The following is a 24,477-nucleotide window of genomic DNA, read 5'->3' as shown; positions in this document are numbered from 1 at the left end:
GACAGAAAAGTATAGAATACGCAACGACATGGGTCAACAGAGCTTGCGCTCGTTGCCCGTTGGCATCCTATTCGGCGTCCATGCCGGCGAACTCGAAGCACATTCCGTGCGCCTCATTTCGCGGTGAGCCCAGCCCCGGAGGGCATGTGGCTGATATAACTCGACGAATATAGCTGGTTCGCCAGGGGAATGGAAGCCCCTGGTCAAAAAATAAGCAAAAAAAAACGGGGGCTTTCGCCCCCGCTTCTTCGATACCGGGCAGGTTGCCCTGCCCTGGCGATCTTTTCTTACTTGGTGATCTTCGCCACGACGCCGGCGCCGACGGTGCGGCCACCTTCGCGGATAGCAAAGCGCAGGCCTTCGTCCATGGCGATCGGGAAGCCCAGGGTCACCGAGATCTTCACGTTGTCGCCCGGCATCACCATCTCGGTGCCTTCCGGCAGCTTGATGGAGCCCGTCACGTCCGTGGTACGGAAGTAGAACTGCGGACGGTAGTTGCTGAAGAACGGGGTGTGACGGCCGCCTTCGTCCTTCGACAGGACGTAGATCTCACCTTCGAACTCGGTGTGCGGGGTCACGGTGCCCGGCTTGGCCAGGACCTGGCCACGCTCGACGTCTTCACGCTTCAGGCCACGGACCAGCACGCCGACGTTGTCACCGGCCTGACCCTGGTCGAGCAGCTTGCGGAACATTTCCACGCCGGTAACCGTCGTGTTCTGGGTGGCCTTCAGGCCAACCACTTCGGCCGGATCGCCGACCTTGACGATACCGCGCTCAACGCGACCGGTCAGCACCGTACCGCGGCCCGAGATCGAGAACACGTCTTCGACCGGCAGCAGGAACGGCTTGTCGATGTCACGCTCCGGCTCCGGGATCCAGCTGTCGAGCGCGTCGACCAGCTTGATGATCGCCGGCACGCCGATGTCCGACTGGTCGCCGTCGAGGGCCAGACGCGCCGAACCCGCGATGATCGGGGTGTCGTCGCCCGGGAACTCGTACTTCGAGAGCAGTTCGCGCACTTCCATTTCGACGAGCTCCAGGAGCTCGGCGTCGTCGACCATGTCGGCCTTGTTCAGGAACACGACGATGTACGGGACGCCGACCTGACGCGAGAGCAGGATGTGCTCGCGGGTCTGCGGCATCGGGCCGTCAGCGGCCGAGCACACCAGGATCGCGCCGTCCATCTGGGCGGCACCGGTGATCATGTTCTTGACGTAGTCAGCATGGCCCGGGCAATCGACGTGACCGTAGTGACGGGTCGGCGATTCATATTCCACGTGGGCGGTCGAGATCGTGATACCACGAGCCTTCTCTTCCGGAGCCGCGTCGATCGAACCGTAGTCCTTGAATTCGCCGCCGAAACGCTCAGCGCCGATCTTGGTCAGCGCGGCGGTCAGCGTGGTCTTGCCGTGGTCGACGTGACCGATGGTGCCGACGTTGACGTGCGGCTTCTTACGCTCGAACTTACCCTTTGCCATGACTTGGAACCTCTAAAAAATCGTTGAATGGGGGGAAGAAGAAGCCCTTATCAGGACTTCTTCATGACCTCGTCGGCGACATTCTTCGGCGCCGGATCGTAGTGGTCAAATTCCATCGTGAACATCGCGCGACCCTGGCTCAGCGAGCGGATCGTGGTGGCGTAGCCGAACATCTCGCCCAGCGGAACCATCGCGTTGATGGTCTTGCCCGACGGCGTGTCGTCCTGACCGGTCAGCATGCCACGACGGCGGCTGAGGTCACCCATGATGTCACCGACGTAATCTTCAGGCGTCACGACCTCGACCTTCATGATCGGCTCGAGCAGCACCGGCTGCGCCTTGGCGAAGCCCTGCTTGAAGGCCATCGACGAAGCGAGCTTGAACGCCATTTCCGACGAATCGACGTCATGGTACGAACCGAAGACGAGCTTCACCTTGACGTTGACGACCGGGAAGCCCGCGAGCGGACCGCTGGTGATCGTCTCACGGAGGCCCTTCTCAACCGACGGGATGAATTCCTTCGGGATGACGCCACCGGTGATGTCGTTGATGAAGAGGAAGTCGTCCTTGATGGACGGCCCGATCTTCGGATCCGCGCGGTCAGCGTCGGTGATGGGCGACAGCTCGATCACGACGTGACCGTACTGACCCTTACCACCCGACTGCTTGGCGTGCTTGTAGTCCGACTTGACGTCAGCGGCCTGGATCGTCTCGCGGTAAGCCACCTGCGGCTTGCCGACGTTGGCTTCGACGTTGAACTCGCGGCGCATGCGGTCCACCAGGATGTCCAGGTGAAGCTCGCCCATGCCCGAGATGATCGTCTGGCCCGACTCTTCGTCCGTCTTGACGCGGAACGACGGATCTTCCGCAGCCAGACGGCCGAGGGCGATACCCATCTTTTCCTGGTCCGACTTCGTCTTCGGCTCAACCGCCATCGAGATCACCGGCTCCGGGAACGTCATGCGCTCCAGGGTGATGATGTGATCCTGCGCGCAGAGCGTGTCACCGGTCGTGACGTCCTTCAGGCCCACCGCAGCGGCGATATCGCCAGCGCGGACTTCCTTCAGTTCGTGACGCTCGTTGGCATGCATCTGCAGGATGCGGCCGATGCGTTCCTTCTTCGACTTGACCGGGTTGTACACCTGGTCACCGGCGTTCAGCGTGCCCGAATAGACACGGAAGAACGTCAGCGCGCCGACGAACGGGTCGGTCATGATCTTGAACGCCAGCGCCGAGAACGGTGCGTCGTCCTTGGCCGGACGGGTATCCGGCTGCTCGTCTTCGTTCACACCTTCGACCGGCGGACGGTCGATGGGCGACGGGAGCAGGTTGACAACCGCGTCGAGCATCGCCTGGACGCCCTTGTTCTTGAACGCCGTGCCGCAGAACACCGGGATGATCTCGCTACGCAGGGTGCGCAGGCGAAGACCTTCGATGATCTCGGCTTCGGTCAGCTCTTCGCCGCCCAGGTACTTGTCCATCATCTCTTCCGAGGCTTCCGCCGCGGCTTCGATCATGGTCACGCGGGCCGACTCGGCCTTTTCCTGGAGGTTCGCCGGGATGTCCTGGTACTCGAACTTCATGCCCTGGGATTCCATATCCCAGATGATCGCCTTCATCTTGAGGAGATCGACCACGCCTTCGAACTGGTCTTCCGCGCCGATCGGGACCTGCATCTCGATCGGGTTGGCACCAAGGCGGGCCTTCAGCTGCTCGACGACCTTGTAGAAGTTCGCGCCGGTGCGGTCCATCTTGTTGACGAACGCAAGGCGGGGCACCTTGTAGCGGTTAGCCTGGCGCCAGACGGTTTCCGACTGCGGCTGCACACCACCCACGGCACAGAGCACGAACACCGCACCGTCGAGCACGCGGAGCGAACGCTCCACTTCGATGGTGAAGTCGACGTGTCCCGGGGTGTCGATGATGTTGAAGCGGTGCTCGGGCAGCGAACGATCCATGCCCTTCCAGAATGCCGTCGTGGCAGCGGAAGTGATGGTGATGCCGCGCTCCTGCTCCTGCTCCATCCAGTCCATCGTCGCAGCGCCGTCATGCACCTCGCCAATCTTATGACTGACACCGGTGTAGAACAGGATGCGCTCCGTCGTGGTGGTCTTGCCGGCATCGATGTGGGCCATGATGCCGAAATTGCGGTAGCGCTCGATGGGAGTGGTGCGTGCCACGGTCTTTCCTCAGATCTTGAAGCTGGAGGGGATTACCAGCGGTAATGCGAGAAGGCTTTGTTGGCCTCTGCCATGCGGTGCGTTTCTTCGCGCTTCTTGACGGCGCCACCACGGGACTCGGAAGCCTCGAGGAGTTCAGCAGCCAGCTTGCGCGGCATCGACGTTTCGCCACGCTTGCGGGCGGCATCGATGACCCAGCGCATGGCAAGCGCCATACGACGGCCCGGACGGACTTCGACCGGCACCTGGTAGGTCGCACCGCCGACGCGGCGGGACTTCACTTCGACGGCCGGGGCAATGTTGCCGAGAGCCTTTTCAACGAGCTGAACCGGCTCTGCGTGCTTCTCGCCGATAGCCTCGAGGGCACCGTAGACGATGGCTTCAGCGACCGACTTCTTGCCGGACTTCATCACCATGTTGATGAAGCGGGCGATCAGCTGGCTTCCGTGCTTCGGGTCCGGGAGGACCACACGGGCGGGATGGGAACCTTTACGCGACATAATTCTTGTCCTTTACTCAGCTCTTCGGGCGCTTGGCGCCGTACTTCGAGCGCGACTTGCGACGCTTGGTCACGCCGGCGCAGTCGAGACTGCCGCGAACCGTGTGGTAACGCACACCCGGGAGATCCTTGACGCGACCGCCGCGGATCAGGACCACCGAATGCTCCTGGAGGTTGTGACCTTCGCCACCGATGTAGCTGATGACTTCGAAACCGTTGGTGAGGCGCACCTTGGCAACCTTACGCAGCGCCGAGTTCGGCTTCTTCGGGGTGGTCGTATAAACGCGCGTGCAAACACCGCGACGCTGCGGGCTGCTCTGCAGGGCCGGCGAAGCGCTCTTGTAAGCCTTCGGGCTGCGGGATTTGCGCACCAACTGGTTGACTGTCGTCATGCGAAGCTATTCCTGAGAAACATAAAGGCAGACCGAATGATCGGCCCGCCGTATAAGCGATTTTGACGTGCGCCGCCGCCTTGAGCGACCGGCACCCATCGTCCCTGAATCCGAACACGAGGCGCATCCATGCGCCTCATTTCGTATGTACGGGCGAAGCCCGTACGGGGCCTCACTCGGCGCTATCGTTGGACCCGGCGGGAGCCTCTTCGAACGAGACGGCGGAGCCCGAACCCTGGAGGGTCTGGAGATCCGAGTCCGTCAGGCCGCTCTGGCTACGACGCGAAGCGTGGTAAGCCAGACCCGTACCCGCAGGGATTAGCCGCCCAACAATAACATTTTCCTTGAGGCCACGCAACGTATCACGGGTGCCGCGGACGGCTGCCTCGGTGAGGACGCGGGTGGTCTCCTGGAACGAGGCCGCCGAGATGAACGACTCGGTGGCCAGCGAGGCCTTGGTGATGCCCAGCAGGACCGACTCGAACGAGGCAGGACGCTCGCCACGCTTCTCAGCGCGCTCGTTTTCCTCGTTCATGCGGACGCGCTCGACCTGCTCACCGCGCAGGTACGTGCTGTCCCCTGCCTCGGTGATCTCGACCTTGCGGAGCATCTGGCGAATGATCGCTTCGATGTGCTTGTCGTTGATCTTCACGCCCTGCAGGCGGTACACGTCCTGGATTTCCTTCACCAGGTAGCTGGCCAGCGGCTCGACACCCAGCAGGCGCAGGATGTCATGCGGATTCGGCTCGCCGTCGACGACGGTTTCGCCCTTCTCCACGTGCTCGCCTTCGAAGACGATGACCTGACGCCACTTCGGAATCAGCTCTTCGTGCTCGTTGCCGTCCACGTCCTTGATGATGAGACGCTGCTTGCCCTTGGTGTCCTTGCCGAAGCTGACGATACCCGAGCGCTCGGCAAGGATCGCCGGCTCCTTGGGCTTGCGCGCTTCGAACAGATCGGCCACGCGGGGCAGACCACCGGTGATGTCACGGGTCTTCGACGTTTCCTGCGGGATACGGGCGACGACGTCACCCACGCCCACTTCGGCGCCGTTCTGGATCGACACGATGGCGCCGGCCGGCAGGAAGTACTGAGCCGCGATGTCGGTGCCCGGCAGCTTGAGCTCACGGCCCTTGCTGTCTTCCAGGCGGACGATCGGGCGCAGATCCTTGGCCTGCGTACCGCGACGCTTCGGATCGGTCACCACCGCCGACTCGAGGCCGGTCAGGTCGTCCGTCTGCGACTGCACGGTCACGCCATCGATGAAGTCGATGAAGCGGACCACACCAGCCACTTCCGTGACGATCGGGTGGGTATGCGGATCCCAGTTCGCGACGGTCTGGCCGGCCTTGACCGGGTCGCCGTCCTTCACTGCGATGGTGGCACCGTAAGGCACCTTGTAGCGCTCGCGCTCGCGGCCGTTCACGTCGATGACGCTGACTTCGCCCGAACGCGACACGGCCACCAGGTGGCCCGCCGAATGCTCGACCGACTTCAGGTTGTTGAACTTCAGCGAACCCGTGGTGCGGACGGTGACGTTATCCACGGCGGCGGCACGGGAAGCCGCACCACCGATATGGAACGTACGCATCGTCAGCTGGGTACCCGGCTCACCGATGGACTGTGCGGCGACGACGCCCACGGCCTCACCCATGTTCACGAGGTGACCACGGGCCAGGTCGCGGCCGTAGCACAGCGCGCAAACGCCATGGCTGGCACGGCAGGTGATCGGCGAACGCACCTTGATCAGCTGCACGCCGGCCTTGTCGAGCTTGTCGACCAGGCCTTCGTCAAGCAGCGTATCGCGGGTGACGATCGCTTCGTCGCCTTCGCCCGGGGCGTAGACGTCTTCGACCACCACGCGGCCCAGCACGCGCTCGCGCAGCGGCTCGACCACGTCACCGCCTTCCACGATCGGCGCCATCATCACGCCGTCTTCGGTGCCGCAGTCGTGGTGGGTAATCACCACGTCCTGGGCCACGTCGACGAGACGACGGGTCAGGTAACCCGAGTTCGCGGTCTTCAGCGCCGTATCCGCCAGGCCCTTACGAGCACCGTGGGTGGAGTTGAAGTACTGCAGGACGTTCAGGCCTTCACGGAAGTTCGCCTTGATCGGCGTCTCGATGATCGAGCCATCCGGACGGGCCATCAGGCCACGCATACCTGCCAGCTGGCGAATCTGCGCCGCGCTACCACGCGCGCCGGAGTCGGCCATGATGTACAGCGAGTTCATCGACTTCTGGTTGACGACCTTGCCTTCGAGATCGGTGACCTTCTCGGTACCGATACCGTCGATCATGGCCTTCGCCACCAGTTCGTTCGTGCGCGACCAGATGTCGACGACCTTGTTGTAACGCTCACCGGCGGTGACGAGGCCCGACTGGTACTGCTCCTGGATCTCGACGACTTCCTTCTCGGCTTCCTCGAGGATCGCCTTCTTCTCGCCCGGGATCTTCATGTCGTCGATGCCGATGGAGATGCCGGCGCGCGTCGCAAAACGGAAGCCGGTGTACATCAGCTTATCCGCGAACACGACCGATTCCTTCAGGCCGAGCAGACGGTAGCTCTGGTTGATCAGGCGCGAGATGTTCTTCTTGGTCAGCTCGACGTTCACCAGGGCGAACGGGAGGCCTTCCGGGATGATCTCGGCCAGCAGCGCGCGACCCACGGTCGTATCGACGATCTGGGTGCTTGCCGAACGGGTACCGTCTTCCGCGAGTTCGAACACGCGGACGCGGACCTTGACCTTGGCGTGCAGTTCGACGGCACGGTTGTCGTACGCGCGGCGCACTTCACCGATGTTGGCGAACACCATGCCCGAGCCCTTGGCGTTAACCAGCTCGCGGGTCATGTAGTACAGGCCGAGCACGACGTCCTGCGACGGCACGATGATCGGCTCGCCGTTCGCCGGCGACAGCACGTTGTTCGACGACATCATCAGGGCGCGGGCTTCGAGCTGCGCTTCGATCGACAGCGGCACGTGGACAGCCATCTGGTCACCGTCGAAGTCGGCGTTGAATGCCGTACAGACGAGCGGATGCAGCTGGATGGCCTTGCCTTCGATCAGCACCGGCTCGAACGCCTGGATGCCGAGACGATGCAGCGTGGGCGCGCGGTTGAGCATGACCGGATGTTCGCGGATCACCTCTTCCAGGATGTCCCACACCTGCGACTCTTCGCGCTCGACGAGCTTCTTGGCCGCCTTGATGGTGGTGGCTTCGCCACGCGCCTGGAGCTTGGCGAAGATGAAGGGCTTGAACAGCTCAAGCGCCATCTTCTTCGGCAGGCCGCACTGGTGCAGGCGCAGGGTCGGGCCGACCACGATGACCGAACGGCCCGAGTAGTCGACGCGCTTGCCGAGCAGGTTCTGGCGGAAGCGGCCCTGCTTGCCCTTGATCATGTCGGCCAGCGACTTCAGCGCGCGCTTGTTCGTGCCGGTGATGGCACGGCCGCGGCGGCCGTTGTCGAGCAGCGCATCGACCGATTCCTGGAGCATGCGCTTCTCGTTGCGGACGATGATGTCCGGCGCAGCGAGTTCGAGCAGGCGCTTCAGGCGGTTGTTACGGTTGATGACGCGGCGGTACAGGTCGTTCAGGTCGGACGTGGCGAAACGGCCACCGTCCAGCGGGACGAGCGGACGCAGATCCGGCGGGAGCACCGGAAGCACGGTCAGCACCATCCACTCCGGCTTGTTGCCGGATTCCAGGAACGCTTCGATCAGCTTGACGCGCTTGGTGAGGCGCTTGAGCTTGGTTTCCGAATTGGTCGAGGCGATCTCTTCCTTGAGGCGGATGACTTCGCCCGGCAGGTCGAGGCTCTTCAGCAGCTCGTAGACGGCCTCGGCACCCATGCGGGCATCGAATTCGTCGCCGTGCTCTTCGGTGGCTTCCAGGTACTGGTCTTCGCTGAGCAGCTGGCCGCGCTCAAGCGCGGTCAGGCCCGGATCGATCACGACGAAGGCTTCGAAGTACAGGATGCGCTCGATGTCACGCAGCGTCATGTCCAGCATGAGGCCGATGCGCGACGGCAGCGACTTCAGGAACCAGATGTGCGCGGTCGGGCTGGCCAGCTCGATGTGGCCCATGCGCTCGCGACGGACCTTGGCCAGGGTGACCTCGGTACCGCACTTCTCGCACACGACGCCACGATGCTTCATGCGCTTGTACTTGCCGCACAGGCACTCGTAGTCCTTGATCGGGCCAAAGATGGCCGCGCAGAACAGACCGTCACGCTCAGGCTTGAACGTGCGGTAGTTGATCGTTTCCGGCTTCTTCACTTCGCCGTACGACCACGAGCGGATCAGCTCCGGCGAAGCCAGGGCGATCTTGATCGCGTCGAAGTCCAGCGTCTGTCGCTGCTGGTTGAACAGATTGAGCAGGTCTTTCATGCGTAATCTCCGATAGCCGCGACGATCACTTGTGGAGCTCTTCGAGCTCGATGTCGATACCGAGCGAGCGGATTTCCTTCACGAGAACGTTGAAGGATTCCGGCATGCCCGCAGCCATTTCGTGGTTGCCGTCGACGATGTTCTTGTACATCTGGTTGCGGCCCTGCACGTCATCCGACTTGACCGTCAGCATTTCCTGCAGGGTGTACGCCGCGCCGTAAGCTTCCAGCGCCCAGACTTCCATTTCGCCGAAGCGCTGGCCGCCGAACTGCGCCTTGCCGCCCAGCGGCTGCTGGGTAACGAGCGAGTACGGACCGGTGGAACGCGCATGCATCTTGTCGTCGACGAGATGGTTCAGCTTGAGCATGTGCATGTAGCCCACGGTGACCGGGCGATCGAACGCCTCGCCGGTACGGCCGTCGAAGAGCACCGTCTGGCCGGATTCCGGCAGGTCGGCGAGCTTCAGCATGTGCTTGATTTCGGTTTCTTCAGCACCGTCGAAGACCGGGGTGGCCATCGGGACGCCGTCGCGCAGGTTGTCGGCCAGCTGGACGATCTCGGCATCCGACATCGACTTGAGGTCGACGTGGCGCACCGCACCTTCCGCACCGGCGTTACCGTGGTTGTAGACCTCGTCGAGGAACTCGCGCAGCTTGGCTGGCTTCTCGTTGGCTTCGATCATGGCCGAGATCTTGTGGCCCAGGCCCTTGGCGGCCCAGCCCAGATGGACCTCGAGAATCTGACCGATGTTCATACGCGAAGGCACGCCCAGCGGGTTCAGGCAGATGTCGACCGGACGGCCGTCCGCCGAGAACGGCATGTCCTCGACCGGCACGATCATGGAGACCACACCCTTGTTACCGTGGCGGCCTGCCATCTTGTCGCCCGGCTGGATGCGGCGCTTGACGGCCAGGTACACCTTGACCATCTTGAGCACGCCCGGCGCGAGATCGTCGCCCTGGGTGATCTTGCCCTGCTTCTCCTTGAAGCGCTTCTCGAAGTTCTCCTTGTGGCGACGGACCTGTTCGGCCGCGCGCTCGATGAACTCGGAGACTTCCTCTTCCTTGACGTTGATCTTGAACCAGTCGTCCTTCTTCAGGCCGCCCAGGTAAGCATCATCGATGACCGCGCCACGCTTGAGGCCGGCCGGACCGCTCATCGCGGTCTTGCCCACCAGCTGCGAACGCATACGGGCGTAGATGGCGCCTTCGAGGATGCGGAACTGGTCGTCGAGATCCTTGCGGATACGCTTCAGTTCGGTCTCTTCGATCTGCTTGGCGCGCTTGTCCTTCTCGATGCCGTCGCGGGTGAAGACCTGCACGTCGATGACATTGCCGTCCATGCCCGGGGGCACGCGCAGCGAGCTGTCCTTCACGTCCGAGGCCTTCTCGCCGAAGATGGCGCGAAGCAGCTTCTCTTCCGGGGTGAGCTGGCTTTCGCCCTTCGGCGTGACCTTGCCCACCAGGATGTCGCCGGCCTTCACTTCCGCACCGATGTAGACGATGCCGGACTCGTCGAGGCGAGCCAGCGCCGACTCACCCACGTTCGGGATGTCAGCGGTGATTTCTTCGGCGCCCAGCTTCGTGTCACGGGCGATGCAGGTCATTTCCTCGATGTGGATCGAGGTGTAACGATCTTCCTGCACGACGCGCTCGGAGATGAGGATCGAGTCTTCGAAGTTGTAGCCGTTCCACGGCATGAAGGCGACGAGCATGTTCTGGCCGAGCGCGAGCTCGCCCAGGTCGGTCGACGAACCGTCGGCCAGCGTGTCGCCCACGGCCACCACGTCACCGACGTTCACCAGCGGACGCTGGTTGAGGTTGGTGTTCTGGTTGGAGCGGGTGTACTTGGTCAGCGTGTAGATATCGACGCCGGCATCATCGTCGCCGACTTCGACTTCGTTGACGCGCACGACGATACGGGCGGCATCGACCTGGTCGATGACACCACCGCGCTTGGCGGCCACGGTGACGCCCGAGTCACGCGCCACGGCGCGCTCGATGCCCGTGCCCACCAGCGGCTTCTGGCTGCGCAGCGTCGGGACGGCCTGGCGCTGCATGTTCGCGCCCATGAGTGCGCGGTTCGCGTCATCGTGCTCCAGGAACGGAACGAGCGCGGCGGCGACCGAGACGGTCTGCATGGGCGAAACGTCCATGTAGTTGATCTCGGGCGACGGACGCAGCTCGGACTCACCACGGAAGCGGCAGGACACGAAGTCTTCGAGGAACTTGCCTTCCTTCGACAGCGGCGAGTTCGCCTGCGCGATGACGTGGTCGCCCTCTTCGATGGCGGAGAGGTAATCGACCTTGTCGGTAACCTTACCGTTCTCGACCTTGCGGTACGGCGTCTCGAGGAAGCCATAAGCGTTGGTGCGGGCGTACACGGCCAGCGAGTTGATCAGGCCGATGTTCGGGCCTTCCGGCGTTTCGATGGTGCAGACGCGGCCGTAATGGGTCGGGTGCACGTCGCGGACTTCGAAGCCAGCGCGCTCACGGGTCAGGCCGCCCGGTCCGAGCGCCGACACGCGGCGCTTGTGGGTCACTTCGGACAGCGGGTTGTTCTGATCCATGAACTGCGAGAGCTGCGACGAACCGAAGAACTCCTTCACCGCCGCCGCGACCGGCTTGGCGTTGATCAGTTCCTGCGGGGTCAGGCCCTCGGACTCGGCCAGCGACAGGCGCTCGCGCACGGCGCGCTCGACACGGACGAGACCGATGCGGAAGGTGTTTTCCGCCATTTCGCCGACCGAACGCACGCGACGGTTACCGAGATGGTCGATATCGTCGACCGTTCCGATGCCGTTGCGGATATCGATGAGCACGCGCAGCACGTCGAGGACGTCCGAGGTTTCACCCTGCTGGGCGACCAGGCGCTGCGACTCTTCTTCCTTGCGCTCGCTGAAGTACTTGTGATCGTAGAGCACGCCCGGGCCCACGACGTCCTTGCGGCCGACGCGGCGGTTGAACTTCATGCGGCCCACGCCCGACAGGTCGTAGCGGTCGAAGGTGAAGAACAGGTTGAAGAACAGGTTCTGCGCGGCATCCTTGGTCGGCGGCTCGCCCGGACGCATCATGCGGTAGATTTCGACCAGGGCTTCCAGCTGCGTGCGCGTGTTGTCGATGCGCAGCGTGTTGGAAATGTACGCACCGCGGTCGAGGTCGTTCACGTACAGCGTCGGCACGGTTTCGATACCGGCCTTGCGGAAGTGCTCGAGGTGTTCCAGCGTCAGCTCGTCATTGGCAGCGGCGATGACTTCACCGGTGTCCTTGTCGATCATGTCGATGGCGACGATGCGGCCGACCGGGTAGTCGTCCGGCACTTCGAGCGTGGCGATCTTCTCGTTGGCGAGCTGGCGAACGTGGCGCGCAGTGATGCGCTTGCCGGCTTCCACCAGCACGTTGCCGTCGATCATCAGGTCGAACGAGAGGGTTTCACCACGCAGGCGCTCGGCGACGAGATCCAGCGTGACGGTGCCCTTCTTGCCCAGGTGGAACACGTTGTGCTCGAAGAAGATGGAGAGCATCTCTTCGTTGTTGTAGCCCAGCGCGCGCAGGAGCACGGTCACCGGCAGCTTGCGGCGACGGTCGATACGCGTGAACAGCGCATCCTTCGGGTCGAACTCGAAATCGAGCCACGAACCACGGTAAGGAATGACGCGCGCGGAGAACAGCAGCTTGCCCGAGCTGTGGGTCTTGCCGCGGTCGTGGTCGAAGAACACGCCCGGCGAACGGTGCAGCTGCGAGACGATGACGCGCTCGGTACCGTTGATGATGAAGGTGCCGGTGTCGGTCATGAGCGGAATTTCGCCCATGTAGACTTCCTGCTCCTTCACGTACTTCACGGCCTTCTTCGACGCCGGGCTGTCCTTGTCATAGATGACCAGGCGCACGGTGGCGCGCAGCGGCGCACCGAAGGTCATGCCGCGGTTGCGGCACTCGCGTTCGTCGAACGCCGGCTCGCCGAGGCGATAATCGACGTATTCCAGCGCGGCATTGCCGGAGTAGCTGGAGATCGGGAACACCGACTTGAGGGCAGCGTGGAGGCCTTTTTCCTCACGCGCCTTCGGGTTGGTGTGCTCCTGGAGGAATTCCTTGTACGAGTCGGTCTGGATCGTCAGCAGGTTGGGCACGCCCAGCACGGGGGGCCGCTTGCCGAAGTCCTTGCGGATGCGCTTCTTCTCGGTAAACGAGTAGGTCATGAGTGTTACCGCCTCGGTCTTGGTAGTGCCGGCGCTCTGGGGCCGGCTAAAGGTGAATCGAAAATCGGAGATCGGGATTCGAACCGCGGAGCCCGGTGGAGGCGGCTCTCGAATCGCGATGTCCCATTTCCGACAGGGTGGAACGGGGACGATCTTTGGAACGGGACCATCTGGAACGGGCAAAGCCCGGGGGCTTACGCCCCCAGGCCTGGCTTGACGCTAAGTCAAACTCGTTGCGCGCAAGGCGCCAATTACTTGAGTTCGACCGTGGCGCCGGCAGCTTCGAGGTCCTTCTTGAACTTCGCAGCGTCTTCCTTCGAAGCAGCTTCCTTCACGACGCCACCGGCTTCGGTGAGGTCCTTCGCTTCCTTCAGGCCCAGGCCGGTGATGGCGCGGACGGCCTTGATCACGTCGACCTTCTTGTCGCCGGCGGACTTGAGGATGACGTCGAACTCGGTCTGCTCTTCAGCAGCAGCGGCCGGGCCGGCAGCAGCGGCAGCGGCAACCGGGGCAGCAGCGGAGACGCCGAAGGTGTCTTCGATCGACTTCACCAGTTCCATGATTTCCGTCAGGGACTTGGCCTTGATGGCTTCAACGATCTGTTCGGTGGTCAGGGTGGACATTGTTTCTTACCTTCTGAAATGGGTTTCGATGAGAAAAGAGTCAGCGAGATCAGGCTTCAGCCGGGGCTTCGGCGGCAACTTCTTCGCCACCACCCTGCTTGTCCGCCACGGCCTTGATGGCGCGCGCGAACATCGTGACCGGCTCGGAAAGCACGCGGGCCAGCATGGCCAGGGCTTCTTCGCGGGTCGGCAGCGAGGCCAGCACGTCGACGTGCTTGGCGTCGAACAGCTTGCCTTCGATGGAAACGACCTTCGGCTTGAGCTTGTCGTTGGTCTTCGCGAATTCCTTGATCAGGCGGCCAGCGGCGCCCGGTTCCTCGGTCGAGAAAGCGTAAAGCAGCGGACCGGTCAGGGCGTCAGCGACGACCTCGAATTCGGTACCAGCCACAGCGCGGGCAGCAAGCGTGTTCTTGACAACTTTCAGGAACACGCCCGACTCGCGGGCCTTCTTGCGCATCGCGGTCATCTGAGAGACCGTGGTGCCTGCGTATTCGGCAGCAACCAAGGAGTGTGCCTTCGCGGCAACCTCAGCGAGCTCTGCGACTACTTCTTGCTTCTGAGAAAGATTGAGAGCCATTGCACTCCTCCAATTAAATTCCGCTTACGACTCCTGCCGCTTGCGGTCCTGGGCGACATCATCCTGACGTCGGGGACGGGCTACGTCCCGGGGGTGGTGGCCATTCCAGGTTCGAAACGAATCCAGAAGGGGCTGCACCATCTACGCCGGCTGGGCCTTGAGACCCGATTAAGCGAACCCGCTAACGATGACGGCGATTCCTTGCCAACACGAGCTCCCTGCTCGTCGCCATCGCGCGCTGATCGCGCCTGCGGTCTTTGACGGCTGCCGGGCATTTCAACCTGGCTGCCCTCAAAAACGTGCCCCCACCGGCAAGCCGGTGGGGGTCGTAACACTGATTACTTGGCCGAGGTGTTCACGGTCGAGGTATCGACCGGCACGCCCACGCCCATGGTGCTCGACAGCGACACCTTCTGGATGTACTGACCCTTCGCAGCCGACGGCTTGGCCTTGAGCAGGTCGCCGATCAGGGTGTTCAGGTTGTCCGCCAGCTGGGCAGCGTCGAAGCTGGCCTTGCCGATGGTGGCGTGGATGATGCCGCCCTTGTCGTTACGGAACTTCACCTGGCCAGCCTTGGCGTTCTTCACGGCCGTGGCGACGTCAGCGGTGACCGAGCCGTCCTTCGGGTTCGGCATCAGGCCACGGGGACCGAGCACCTGGCCGAGCTTACCGACGACGCGCATGGCGTCCGGGGTCGCAATGACGCGGCCGTAGTTCAGGTCGCCCGCCGCCATCTTCTCGGCGAGGTCGTCCATACCGACGGCGTCGGCGCCAGCGGCGAGCGCGGCGTCAGCCTTTTCGCCCGGCGGCACGAACACGGCGACGCGAACGGTCTTGCCGGTGCCGTGCGGCAGCAGCGAGGAACCGCGGACACCCTGGTCGGACTTCTTGGCGTCGATGCCGAGGCGGACGGAGACGTCCACGGATTCGGCGAACTTGGCCTTGGCGTTGTCCTTGACGATCTTCAGGGCTTCGTCGAGGCCGTAGGTCTTGCCCGGCTGGACGGCGGCCGAAGCGGCCTTCATACGCTTGGTGATCTTTGCCATGTCTTAACCCTCTACCACCAGACCCATGGAACGCGCGCTGCCGGCGATGGTACGCACGGCGGCATCGAGATCAGCAGCCGTGAGATCCGGCTCCTTCTGCTTCGCGATTTCCTCGAGCTGGGCGCGGGTGACCTTGCCCACCTTGTCGGTGTTCGGCTTCGGCGAACCCTTGGCCACGCCCGTGATCTTCTTGAGGAGGATCGAGGCCGGCGGGGTCTTCGTGATGAAGGTGAAGGTACGGTCCGAGTAGGCCGTGATCACGACCGGGATCGGGAGACCCGGCTCGAGCTTCTGCGTGGCGGCATTGAACGCCTTGCAGAACTCCATGATGTTCAGGCCGCGCTGACCGAGGGCGGGACCCACCGGCGGCGACGGGTTGGCCTGACCGGCCTTCACCTGCAATTTGATGTAACCAATTACTTTCTTTGCCATTTTTACTTCCTCGCGAGTGCTGGCGCCTTGCGGCTCCTCGCTGTTGGCCATCCCTGGGTGGTTAGGTTCGCGCTTGCGAACTCCTTAAACGCGGGCACGCCGGAGCACAAGGCTCCAGCGTGAACCGGGCATTATAGGCGCGTCACGCGGGCTATGCAAACCCCGTGCCGCAGCGGGTGGCTTCCGCCGCCCTTAAGCCTTTTCGACCTGGCCGAACTCCAGCTCAACCGGGGTGGAACGACCGAAGATGAGCACCGCGACGCGCAGGCGGCTCTTCTCGTAGTTCACTTCCTCGACGACGCCGTTGAAGTCGTTGAACGGACCGTCGGTGACGCGGACCATCTCGCCCGGCTCGAAAAGGACCTTCGGGCGGGGCTTCTCGACACCCTCGCGCACGCGGCTGAGGATGGCCTCGGCCTCGGTATCGCGGATCGGATGCGGACGGTCGGCGGTGCCGCCGATGAAACCCATGACCTTCGGGGTTTCCTTGACCAGATGCCAGCATTCGTCGTCGATACGCGGGGTCTTGCCGCTCGTATCGGTCTCGATCTGGACCAGGACGTAACCGGGGAAGAACTTGCGCTCGCTGCGACGCTTCTGGCCGCCGCGCATTTCGATGACTTCCTCGGTCGGAACCAGGATCTCACCGAACTTCTCTTCCATGCCCTCGCGCACAACGCGCTCGGTCAGGGCCTTGCGAACCTGCTGTTCGAAACCCGAATAGGCGTGAACGACGTACCAGCGCTTGCTCATGCCTTACCTCAATGTCCGAGTTTTAGCAGCCAATCGAGCACCAGCGACTTAAGCAACCAGTCGATGAGGCCCATCAGCAGCGAAAGAATGATGACGACCACGATGATGATACCAGTGGTCTTCAGCGTTTCGTCGCGCGACGGCCAAACGACCTTGCGCAACTCGAACTGCGATTCCGACAGGAAACCACGCAGTTTACGGCCCGGAGCCGTAAAGGCGCCGATCGCCATGGCCGCGGCCACGGCGACGATAACACCCAGCCCGCGCACGAAAGAGGGCACGTTCGGGTTATCGGCGAAATAGTAGAAGCCGGCGATGCCGGCTGCGAGCACGATGAAGGCAAGCAGCAGCTTACCGATGTCGGCCGGGCTCGCGCCCTTGGCGTCTTGTGCCTTCGTGTTCATGCGCGCTCGAAAGTGGCACGCCAGGAGGGACTCGAACCCCCAACCTGCGGTTTTGGAGACCGCTGCTCTGCCAATTGAGCTACTGGCGTACAGTAAACCGGTTAAACCGCGAGGGCGGACGATCAGCGACCGACCGCCCCGCGACAGGGTGCCGCCCCAGAGGGGGCGGCATCACTTATCTTACTTGGTGATCTTCGCCACGACGCCGGCGCCGACGGTGCGGCCACCTTCGCGGATAGCAAAGCGCAGGCCTTCGTCCATGGCGATCGGGAAGCCCAGGGTCACCGAGATCTTCACGTTGTCGCCCGGCATCACCATCTCGGTGCCTTCCGGAAGCTTGATGGAGCCCGTCACGTCCGTGGTACGGAAGTAGAACTGCGGACGGTAGTTGCTGAAGAACGGGGTGTGACGGCCGCCTTCGTCCTTCGACAGGACGTAGATCTCACCTTCGAACTCGGTGTGCGGGGTCACGGTGCCCGGCTTGGCCAGGACCTGGCCACGCTCGACGTCTTCACGCTTCAGGCCACGGACCAGCACGCCGACGTTGTCACCGGCCTGACCCTGGTCGAGCAGCTTGCGGAACATTTCCACGCCGGTGACCGTCGTGTTCTGGGTGGCCTTCAGGCCAACCACTTCGGCCGGATCGCCGACCTTGACGATACCGCGCTCAACGCGACCGGTCAGGACCGTACCGCGGCCCGAGATCGAGAACACGTCTTCGACCGGCAGCAGGAACGGCTTGTCGATGTCACGCTCCGGCTCCGGGATCCAGCTGTCGAGCGCGTCGACCAGCTTGATGATCGCCGGCACGCCGATGTCCGACTGGTCGCCGTCGAGGGCCAGACGCGCCGAACCCGCGATGATCGGGGTGTCGTCGCCCGGGAACTCGTACTTCGAGAGCAGTTCGCGCACTTCCATTTCGACGAGCTCCAGGAGCTCGGCGTCGTCGACCATGTCGGCCTTGTTCAGGAACACGACGATGTACGGCACGCCGACCTGACGCGAGAGCAGGATGTGCTCGCGGGTCTGCGGCATCGGGCCGTCAGCGGCCGAGCACACCAGGATCGCGCCGTCCATCTGGGCGGCACCGGTGATCATGTTCTTGACGTAGTCAGCATGGCCCGGGCAATCGACGTGACCGTAGTGACGGGTCGGCGATTCATATTCCACGTGGGCGGTCGAGATCGTGATGCCGCGCGCCTTCTCTTCCGGCGCTGCGTCGATCGAACCGTAGTCCTTGAACTCGCCACCAAAACGCTCGGCGCCGATCTTGGTCAGCGCAGCAGTCAGCGTGGTCTTGCCGTGATCGACGTGACCGATGGTGCCGACGTTGACGTGCGGCTTCTTACGCTCGAACTTACCCTTTGCCATGAGCCCTAAACTCCGCTGGAGTCAAATAAAAAAGAAAAAAGGAACCGCCGCGAACGACGAGGATGGTGCTCATGACTGGAATCGAACCAGCGACCTCTTCCTTACCAAGGAAGTGCTCTACCGACTGAGCTACATGAGCAACTGACGCAGTGTCCGGAGGTTCAATGGAGCGGGAGACGGGAATCGAACCCGCACAATCAGCTTGGAAGGCTGAAGTTCTACCATTGAACTACTCCCGCACTACGCGGAACTCGTATGGTGGAGGAAGGTGGATTCGAACCACCGAAGGCGTAAGCCAGCAGATTTACAGTCTGCCCCCGTTGGCCGCTTGGGTATTCCTCCAACAAAGAACGCCTATTGTCGCGAGCACCCCAGAAACTGTCAACAACTTCCGCACGCTGAAAACACATGCGATGGCGGCCTGGAGAGCCCGGACACCCCACCAGTACGGGTCGCTGGCAGGGGGCCGCGAAGCATACACGCCCCTTGGGCCAATGTGAACCTCTGCGCTTAAATTTCCCGGGTTTTCTGCACCAGCGGCTCCATCGCGCGGGACATTTCCATGAGCTTGAGTGCGTATTCCTGCAGGCGCAGGTCGCGCTCTTCCACCGGCTGCCACGGCGGCACCGGCGTGGGCTTGCCGCCATCGGGCTTGTCCATCGCCACGAACACCATGACGCAGCTGGTGGCCAGGCGCGGCTCACCGCTGCGGAGATCGCGCGCCAGCACGTCCACGGCGAGGTGCATGCTGGAGGTGCCGGTGTGGATCAGGCGCGCCCTCACGGTGACCAGGTCGCCAATCAGGATCGGCGCCAGGAACTGGATGCCGCTCACGGAAACGGTGACGCAATACGCCCCGCTCCAGCCCACCGCACACGCGTAGCCGGCCTGGTCGATCCACTTCATCACCATGCCGCCGTGGACCTTGCCACCGAAATTCACATCGGTGGGTTGCGCCAGGAATCGGAATTCAACGTCTCGCTGGGTGCCGGGCATGCCCTAACCTTGCTGGGAATCAATGCACATTATGGCGCCCTGCCCGCTTGTCGCGGCGCCCCGGCAGGCATAAATTCGGCTTAACCCTCCCCTGGAGCCACCCATGGTCCTTCGCAGCGTCGCTTCGCGGCTGGCCCTGGGCGTGCTGGTGGGCTCGGCCATCGTGCTGATCGTCACCGGCGGGCTCCTGCTCAACCACACCCGCGACCAGATGTTGCGCCAGACCGAGCGCGAGGCGGCCGCCGTCTCAGACGCCGCTGCGACCCGCATCCAGCGCCGGATCGATTCCGTGGCCAAGGTGGGCCAGGTGGTTGCCGGCCTGCTCAGCAGCCGTCGCGACCAGGCCCCGGCGCTCATCCACGACGTGCTGGCCGTCAATCCCGAGCTGATCGACGTCAGCGCGGCCTTCGTGCCGCGCGACGTGAACCACCTGCGGCCGGAAGACGCCCCGGTCGCCCGGCGCGACGCCAGCGGCCTCCTTGTCGCCACCACCCGCCTTTCCGACCCGGAGCCCTACTGGAGCACCACCTGGTTCGTCCGCGGGCTGAATTGTGACCACGGCTGCTGGCAGCCGCCGTTCCGCTCCGCGGCCCGCAACGAGACCCTGATCGGCTACTCGGTGGCCATCCCGGGCAAGGACGTGCCGGTCATCGGCGTCGCGGATGCCACGATCAGCCTGGGCTGGCTGCAGCAGCTCCTGGGCGAACTGGCCAAGCCGGAACACGCCTCCGCCTTCGTGGCGGATGCCAACGGCGACTTCCTCGCCCACGACTGGAAATCCTACATCGGCACACGCGGCAGCAAGCCGCTGTTGTCGGCGATCAGCCGCCAGCAGAGCCCGGTGCGCATCACCCCGGAGGAAGGCGGGCGGGTCAGCGAGCCGGTGTGGGTGTACTTCGTGCCGATCAGGGGCACCCACTGGACCTTTGGCCTGTCGATGCCCGAGCGCGAGGTGCTGGCGGACCTGCGTCGCACCTACCTGGTGGACGTGCTGCTGGGCATGATCGCCCTGATGGGCGTATCTCTCATCACCCTGGTGATCACCCGCCGGCTCATGGCGCCACTGAACGTGCTCGCCGACCGCGCGGAGAACGTCTCACGCGGCGACCTCGATTTCGAACTACCCGATATCCGGCGTAACGACGATGTCGGCCGGCTCACGCGCGCGTTTGACCAGATGCGCCGCCAGCTCGCCGGGCACATCGAAACCGGCCAGCGCATCGCCCGCGACCAGGCCCGCATGGCCAGCGAGCTGGAGATCGCGCGGCAGATCCAGCTCGCGCTCATTCCCGATCCCCACTGGCTGGCCGATGACGGCCGCCTTGAAGTACACGCGGCGCTTCGTCCCGCCAGCGCCGTGGGCGGTGATCTCTACATGTACTTCGCGCTGGGCGCGAAACACGTCTGCGTGATGGTTGGCGATGTGTCGGACAAAGGCATTCCCGCCGCGCTGTTCATGGCCCGCACCATTACGCTCGCACGCACCATTGCCACGCATGCGCGTTCGCCCAGTGACATCCTCGGCACGCTCAACCGCGAGCTGTGCAAGGGCAATGACACGTGCATGTTCGTCACCCTGCTCTGCGGTGTCATCGAAACGGAAAGTGGCCTGCTCTCGCTGGCCAGCGCAGGCCACGAGCAGCCCGTGCTCCACGCCGGCGGCAGCGCCATCCTTGTCGACGTGGAAACAGGCCCTGCGCTCGGCCTGGACCGCGAAGCGCGCTACCCTGTACGCGTACTCACGTTGCTGGGGGGCGACACCCTGCTCATGTATACCGACGGCGTCAGCGAAGCCCATGCGGACAATCAGCGCCTGTACGGCACGCACGCACTGCTCGACAGCGTCGCGCGCGTCGATGACGGCGCCAACCCGGAGGCGTACGTCGAGCGCGTGCTGGAAGACGTGGACGCGTACACCGCGGGCGCGCCCGCTTACGACGATATCGCCCTGCTCGCGCTGACATGGCACGACACGGACGCTGAAGGAGCACGGATCCATGCGGCTGTGCATTCCTAATCGCCTGGAAGACGTGTTCCAGGCTTTGGAGCACGCCGAAACCACCCTCGATCTCGCGTCCATCGACGACGCGTGCCGCGCGGATGTGCGGCTGGTGCTGGAGGAGCTGCTGGTCAATACCGTGCGGCACGGCTACCCCGATGGCCGCCATGGCACGATCGAGATCAAGCTTGAGGCACGCATCGACGCCGTGCGGCTTGAACTTCGCGACGACGCCCGACCGTTCAACCCCCTTGAGCATGAGCCGCCCGACCTGCCGGGCGACCTTGCCGACCGCGATATCGGCGGCCTCGGGCTACACCTGGCACGCAGCATCGCCAGCGATTTCGAGTATGCACGCGACGCACACGGCAACCGTGTCGTCATCCGCTTTGACCCCACCCTGTCCGGCGAGCCCTCCCCATGACCCTCATCGTCCGCAGCGAAAGCCCGACACCGGAGCGCAGCACTGTCTGGCTCGAAGGGCGTCTGGACGCGAATACCTTCACCGACCTCGACGAGGCACTGCGCGATATCACGCCGATGGTCGAGAACAACGGCACGCTGGTGCTCGACCTCTCGCAGCTCGACTACATCAGCAGCGCGGGCCTGCGCAGCCTGGCGCTCCTGCGCCGGAACATGCATGACCGCGGTGCCCGCACGCTATTGCTCAACCCGCAGCCGCAGGTCAAGAAAGTCTTCGAGATCGTGAAGGCCGTGCCGGTGGCGGAAGTGTTCGCGAACGTCGCCGAGCTCGACCAGTACCTCGACCATATCCAGCGGCAGGTCGCCGGCGGCCCGTTACCTTGACTGGCGAGGGTTAAGCAACACCACTGCACGAGTCACGCACTGAGCATTGGCGCGGATAACGGGATGTGACACCCCCCGCTATTCACCACCCGCCCATTTCTTTTGCGCAGCACGTACAGCCTCGACTTGCTTGCTTAGTTCAGCTCCTGCGTCGTCCTCGGCGGGCAGTTGCGCGGTTCCCGAAGCGACCGCGCCACACGCGCCGATTAGAATCGTGCGTGAACCCTTGTCGATGCGCATCTTTTGTATGTAGTGCGGATCGGCGATAACCACGCCGAACGAACGGACATTAGACGCAGCCAAGTCCAGCTTGGCCGGACCGCCATTTGCATCTGCAAGTAACGCCGTCCACCACACGATTTGTAACTTCATTGCATGGCAGGCGGAAACCGGAAAGAAAGCCGTTTTGGAGTCGCCGTCGAAGTGTCCGCCCTGGCCCATGACAACGATCCCAAGCGATTTGTTGTCGTTCTCAGAGCTGCCACCCCGGTAGACAGGGGGAACCACTTGCTGAAAACCTTGGGGCGAAGTATCGACAGCGGGATTGAGCTCCACGAACCTGAAAAGCCAGCCGCCGTTTGAGTACTTCTTGTCCGACTTTGGAAATCGATGCCAGCACGCTGAGGTGTCGCCAGCAATGACTGTCCCCCCATTTGAATGGCTGTCTACGGGCAACGAATGATCCGTGTCAAGCGCAACGGGGAGTAAGAGCTGAGGCGTTGCACGCGGGAAGGGCTTTTCCGCACCGTCGCTGCACAGGAATCCGGTCGCCACGAGATCGGCAAAGTTAGGCGCCGGAGCCCGTGGAACTCCGGGACTGAGGGAAAGAGAAATTGTGTGTTCGGAGGCCGCCCATCCCTCCCCTAACAGGACTGCTATGACGGCACCTGTGGGGCCACCTAGCGCGAACCCACTTGCAGCCTCACCGCCGACACGGCCAAATATACCTTTCGCCGCGTTCGTCCAACTCGACTTTACGCTAGTGATGCCGAAGGGTTCACTACCCGATAACTCTAGCTTCAACCCTGAGTTGACACGCCCTGTGTAAATTTGAGTCAAGTCCGGGTGTGGTTTTATTACGGGCGTGAGCCCATCCCAGCAACGCCCCCAGGGCCAGCTATCCATACCGTCATCTGATGCTGCCGGGGTGCGCGCATCACATTGCCACCCAGTTGCGCCCGCCTCATCGAGGCGAGTGAGCAAATCGGCGCCACTGACCTCAGGGCGCGCCCCCACGGGCTCTGGCTTGGTCGGAACGGCAAACATGATCGCCGACGCCTGAAGCGCCAACGCAAACTCGCCATCCAACGGATCAGCGAGGTGCTCGCTGCTAGGTAGTGTGCCCGCCGATGCGCCGGCAATGATGTCCCGCCCCGGCCCCGGAGAGAGGGCCCTGTACGTGACCACTGGGGAACATGCGGCAAGCAAGAAAATAGCGGCAATGACCGGAGGTAGGGCGAAGGCAGTGCGCATGACGACTCCTTACGAGATCCGCAAAACCTCAAATAACGATGGCGAAACGCGCCAGCGACACAAGCGGGCGCTCACGCAACGCACTCGCTGACTTCGACGACATCTGTGCGGCTTCCTCGCATAGGCCCTCGGCCGCGAAGCGCATCATGCGCTTGGAGAAGGCACCGACGCCTCCAGACATTTGGCCTAAGTAGAAATTCCGACGATGTGCCTACAGGGGATCAGCGTCCTGCATTGTCGGCGAGGCTGGTGCGCAGAGATTCGAGTTCCGCCTTGAGCCTTGTCAGCGTGTCGATGTCACAACCGGCGGCGCAGAAAACCCCGGCCGGCACGGCATTCGCCTTCGCTTGCAATGCCCTACCCTCGCCGCTCAGCGTCACGATAACCTGTCGCTCATCCTTCGCGCTGCGATTGCGTTCCACGAGGCCACCGGCCTGGAGGCGCTTAAGCAGGGGCGTAAGCGTGGCTGAATCGAGGAATAGCCGCTCCCCTAGCTCGGAAACCGTAATGCCATCGCGCTCCCAGAGCACCAGCATTACTAGGTACTGAGGATACGTTAGATCGAGCTCCGCCAGCAGTTGACGGTAGACCTTTCCCATTGCCAAGTTGGCCGAGTAAAGCGCGAAGCAGAGCTGCCCGTCGAGGGTTCGCGGGGGCTGCAGGTCGATCGGAAGCGGATCGTCACTCATAGGCCCAATGTAGGGTCGGCAAAATTGAATTGCAAGCGACTCAATTGTGCGCATCTCGTTGTCCACATAACCTTATGGCAGCTGGGCCTCAACCGAATTGCGCCGCTCGCCGGCTCCATTTACCCGGCGGCACACGAACGACGCGCTTGCGCGCCCAATGGCGGCGCACCGCA

19 protein-coding genes and 4 tRNA genes are annotated in these 24,477 nt (G+C 63.2%); 3 read left to right on the top strand and 20 right to left on the bottom strand.

Translation table 11 applies throughout. The features are described 5' to 3' along the window. Positions 1-287: 287 nt before the first annotated feature. The 18 genes from tuf (FIV34_RS05050) to FIV34_RS04965 form a co-directional block, all read right to left on the bottom strand. Positions 288-1,478, bottom strand: a complete 1,191-nt coding sequence (tuf, locus tag FIV34_RS05050) for an elongation factor Tu (protein WP_139980268.1) — start codon at positions 1,476-1,478, stop codon at positions 288-290. Between the two features lie 50 nt (positions 1,479-1,528). Further along, the gene (gene fusA, locus FIV34_RS05045; protein WP_139980284.1) at positions 1,529-3,658 is read right to left on the bottom strand and encodes an elongation factor G; all 2,130 of its coding nucleotides are present in this window, start codon (positions 3,656-3,658) and stop codon (positions 1,529-1,531) included. A gap of 32 nt (positions 3,659-3,690) precedes the next feature. Beyond that, a complete protein-coding gene (rpsG, locus tag FIV34_RS05040) occupies positions 3,691-4,158 on the bottom strand; it encodes a 30S ribosomal protein S7 (protein WP_045829437.1) in 468 nt (155 codons plus the stop codon). A 16-nt stretch (positions 4,159-4,174) separates the two neighbouring features. Beyond that, complete coding sequence (rpsL, locus tag FIV34_RS05035) at positions 4,175-4,549, bottom strand: 30S ribosomal protein S12 (protein WP_036115505.1); 375 nt, start codon at positions 4,547-4,549, stop codon at positions 4,175-4,177. A gap of 172 nt (positions 4,550-4,721) precedes the next feature. Then, the gene (gene rpoC, locus FIV34_RS05030) at positions 4,722-8,936 is read right to left on the bottom strand and encodes a DNA-directed RNA polymerase subunit beta' (RefSeq protein ID WP_139980282.1); all 4,215 of its coding nucleotides are present in this window, start codon (positions 8,934-8,936) and stop codon (positions 4,722-4,724) included. Between the two features lie 25 nt (positions 8,937-8,961). Beyond that, positions 8,962-13,134: a DNA-directed RNA polymerase subunit beta gene (rpoB, locus tag FIV34_RS05025; RefSeq protein ID WP_139980280.1), complete on the bottom strand. Its 4,173-nt coding sequence runs from the start codon at positions 13,132-13,134 to the stop codon at positions 8,962-8,964. A 251-nt stretch (positions 13,135-13,385) separates the two neighbouring features. Then, complete coding sequence (gene rplL / locus FIV34_RS05020) at positions 13,386-13,757, bottom strand: 50S ribosomal protein L7/L12 (protein ID WP_139980278.1); 372 nt, start codon at positions 13,755-13,757, stop codon at positions 13,386-13,388. A 49-nt stretch (positions 13,758-13,806) separates the two neighbouring features. Continuing rightward, positions 13,807-14,334, bottom strand: coding sequence for a 50S ribosomal protein L10 (gene rplJ / locus FIV34_RS05015; protein ID WP_139980276.1), 528 nt, complete (start codon positions 14,332-14,334; stop codon positions 13,807-13,809). A gap of 338 nt (positions 14,335-14,672) precedes the next feature. Beyond that, on the bottom strand, positions 14,673-15,380 hold the full coding sequence (gene rplA / locus FIV34_RS05010; protein WP_139980274.1) for a 50S ribosomal protein L1: 708 nt from the start codon (positions 15,378-15,380) through the stop codon (positions 14,673-14,675). A 3-nt stretch (positions 15,381-15,383) separates the two neighbouring features. After that, positions 15,384-15,812, bottom strand: a complete 429-nt coding sequence (gene rplK / locus FIV34_RS05005; protein WP_046969514.1) for a 50S ribosomal protein L11 — start codon at positions 15,810-15,812, stop codon at positions 15,384-15,386. 192 nt (positions 15,813-16,004) lie between these two features. After that, positions 16,005-16,565, bottom strand: a complete 561-nt coding sequence (gene nusG / locus FIV34_RS05000; protein WP_139980272.1) for a transcription termination/antitermination protein NusG — start codon at positions 16,563-16,565, stop codon at positions 16,005-16,007. An 8-nt stretch (positions 16,566-16,573) separates the two neighbouring features. Further along, positions 16,574-16,969 (bottom strand): preprotein translocase subunit SecE, encoded by a 396-nt coding sequence (gene secE, locus FIV34_RS04995; protein WP_139980270.1) that lies wholly within the window; start codon positions 16,967-16,969, stop codon positions 16,574-16,576. A gap of 13 nt (positions 16,970-16,982) precedes the next feature. After that, positions 16,983-17,058, bottom strand: a tRNA-Trp gene (locus tag FIV34_RS04990). Positions 17,059-17,149: 91 nt separating this feature from the next. Beyond that, complete coding sequence (gene tuf, locus FIV34_RS04985; RefSeq protein ID WP_139980268.1) at positions 17,150-18,340, bottom strand: elongation factor Tu; 1,191 nt, start codon at positions 18,338-18,340, stop codon at positions 17,150-17,152. A 63-nt stretch (positions 18,341-18,403) separates the two neighbouring features. Next, a tRNA-Thr gene (locus tag FIV34_RS04980) sits at positions 18,404-18,479 on the bottom strand. Between the two features lie 26 nt (positions 18,480-18,505). Further along, a tRNA-Gly gene (locus tag FIV34_RS04975) sits at positions 18,506-18,579 on the bottom strand. 17 nt (positions 18,580-18,596) lie between these two features. Then, positions 18,597-18,682: transfer RNA gene (locus FIV34_RS04970), tRNA-Tyr, on the bottom strand. 168 nt (positions 18,683-18,850) lie between these two features. Beyond that, positions 18,851-19,336: an acyl-CoA thioesterase gene (locus tag FIV34_RS04965; RefSeq protein WP_139980266.1), complete on the bottom strand. Its 486-nt coding sequence runs from the start codon at positions 19,334-19,336 to the stop codon at positions 18,851-18,853. A gap of 103 nt (positions 19,337-19,439) precedes the next feature. On the opposite strand from FIV34_RS04965, the gene FIV34_RS04960 reads away from it, so the two are divergent. Genes FIV34_RS04960 through FIV34_RS04950 form a run of 3 tightly spaced genes read left to right on the top strand, consistent with a single transcriptional unit; the run spans position 19,440 to position 22,142 of the window. Further along, a complete protein-coding gene (locus FIV34_RS04960; protein WP_139980264.1) occupies positions 19,440-21,353 on the top strand; it encodes a SpoIIE family protein phosphatase in 1,914 nt (637 codons plus the stop codon). Next, a complete protein-coding gene (locus FIV34_RS04955) occupies positions 21,334-21,759 on the top strand; it encodes an ATP-binding protein (protein WP_139980262.1) in 426 nt (141 codons plus the stop codon). The genes FIV34_RS04960 and FIV34_RS04955 overlap by 20 nt, the downstream gene beginning before the upstream one ends. Further along, entirely contained in the window at positions 21,756-22,142 is a 387-nt protein-coding gene (locus FIV34_RS04950) for an STAS domain-containing protein (RefSeq protein WP_139980260.1), read from the top strand. The genes FIV34_RS04955 and FIV34_RS04950 overlap by 4 nt, the downstream gene beginning before the upstream one ends. Positions 22,143-22,220: 78 nt before the next feature. Here the strand turns inward: FIV34_RS04950 and FIV34_RS04945 are convergent, their stop codons facing one another. Further along, positions 22,221-23,615: a hypothetical protein gene (locus FIV34_RS04945; protein ID WP_139980257.1), complete on the bottom strand. Its 1,395-nt coding sequence runs from the start codon at positions 23,613-23,615 to the stop codon at positions 22,221-22,223. A 221-nt stretch (positions 23,616-23,836) separates the two neighbouring features. Then, positions 23,837-24,304, bottom strand: coding sequence for a MarR family winged helix-turn-helix transcriptional regulator (locus FIV34_RS04940; RefSeq protein WP_139980255.1), 468 nt, complete (start codon positions 24,302-24,304; stop codon positions 23,837-23,839). Positions 24,305-24,477: the final 173 nt, after the last annotated feature.

Source organism: Luteibacter pinisoli (assembly GCF_006385595.1).
GTDB lineage: Bacteria > Pseudomonadota > Gammaproteobacteria > Xanthomonadales > Rhodanobacteraceae > Luteibacter > Luteibacter pinisoli.
The sequence above is the reverse complement of the archived record's forward strand: the minus strand, read 5'-3'. Positions and strand labels throughout refer to the sequence as shown.

Excerpts from the sequence above, each read along its gene's own strand:
- tuf (WP_139980268.1), bottom strand. The coding sequence starts at position 1,478 with ATGGCAAAGGGTAAGTTCGAGCGTAAGAAGCCGCACGTCAACGTCGGC.
- rpsG (WP_045829437.1), bottom strand. The coding sequence starts at position 4,158 with ATGTCGCGTAAAGGTTCCCATCCCGCCCGTGTGGTCCTCCCGGACCCG.
- rpsL (WP_036115505.1), bottom strand. The coding sequence starts at position 4,549 with ATGACGACAGTCAACCAGTTGGTGCGCAAATCCCGCAGCCCGAAGGCT.
- rpoC (WP_139980282.1), bottom strand. The coding sequence starts at position 8,936 with ATGAAAGACCTGCTCAATCTGTTCAACCAGCAGCGACAGACGCTGGAC.
- rpoB (WP_139980280.1), bottom strand. The coding sequence starts at position 13,134 with ATGACCTACTCGTTTACCGAGAAGAAGCGCATCCGCAAGGACTTCGGC.
- rplL (WP_139980278.1), bottom strand. The coding sequence starts at position 13,757 with ATGTCCACCCTGACCACCGAACAGATCGTTGAAGCCATCAAGGCCAAG.
- rplJ (WP_139980276.1), bottom strand. The coding sequence starts at position 14,334 with ATGGCTCTCAATCTTTCTCAGAAGCAAGAAGTAGTCGCAGAGCTCGCT.
- rplA (WP_139980274.1), bottom strand. The coding sequence starts at position 15,380 with ATGGCAAAGATCACCAAGCGTATGAAGGCCGCTTCGGCCGCCGTCCAG.
- rplK (WP_046969514.1), bottom strand. The coding sequence starts at position 15,812 with ATGGCAAAGAAAGTAATTGGTTACATCAAATTGCAGGTGAAGGCCGGT.
- nusG (WP_139980272.1), bottom strand. The coding sequence starts at position 16,565 with ATGAGCAAGCGCTGGTACGTCGTTCACGCCTATTCGGGTTTCGAACAG.
- secE (WP_139980270.1), bottom strand. The coding sequence starts at position 16,969 with ATGAACACGAAGGCACAAGACGCCAAGGGCGCGAGCCCGGCCGACATC.
- tuf (WP_139980268.1), bottom strand. The coding sequence starts at position 18,340 with ATGGCAAAGGGTAAGTTCGAGCGTAAGAAGCCGCACGTCAACGTCGGC.
- FIV34_RS04965 (WP_139980266.1), bottom strand. The coding sequence starts at position 19,336 with ATGCCCGGCACCCAGCGAGACGTTGAATTCCGATTCCTGGCGCAACCC.
- FIV34_RS04960 (WP_139980264.1), top strand. The coding sequence starts at position 19,440 with ATGGTCCTTCGCAGCGTCGCTTCGCGGCTGGCCCTGGGCGTGCTGGTG.
- FIV34_RS04955 (WP_139980262.1), top strand. The coding sequence starts at position 21,334 with ATGCGGCTGTGCATTCCTAATCGCCTGGAAGACGTGTTCCAGGCTTTG.
- FIV34_RS04950 (WP_139980260.1), top strand. The coding sequence starts at position 21,756 with ATGACCCTCATCGTCCGCAGCGAAAGCCCGACACCGGAGCGCAGCACT.
- FIV34_RS04945 (WP_139980257.1), bottom strand. The coding sequence starts at position 23,615 with ATGCGCACTGCCTTCGCCCTACCTCCGGTCATTGCCGCTATTTTCTTG.
- FIV34_RS04940 (WP_139980255.1), bottom strand. The coding sequence starts at position 24,304 with ATGAGTGACGATCCGCTTCCGATCGACCTGCAGCCCCCGCGAACCCTC.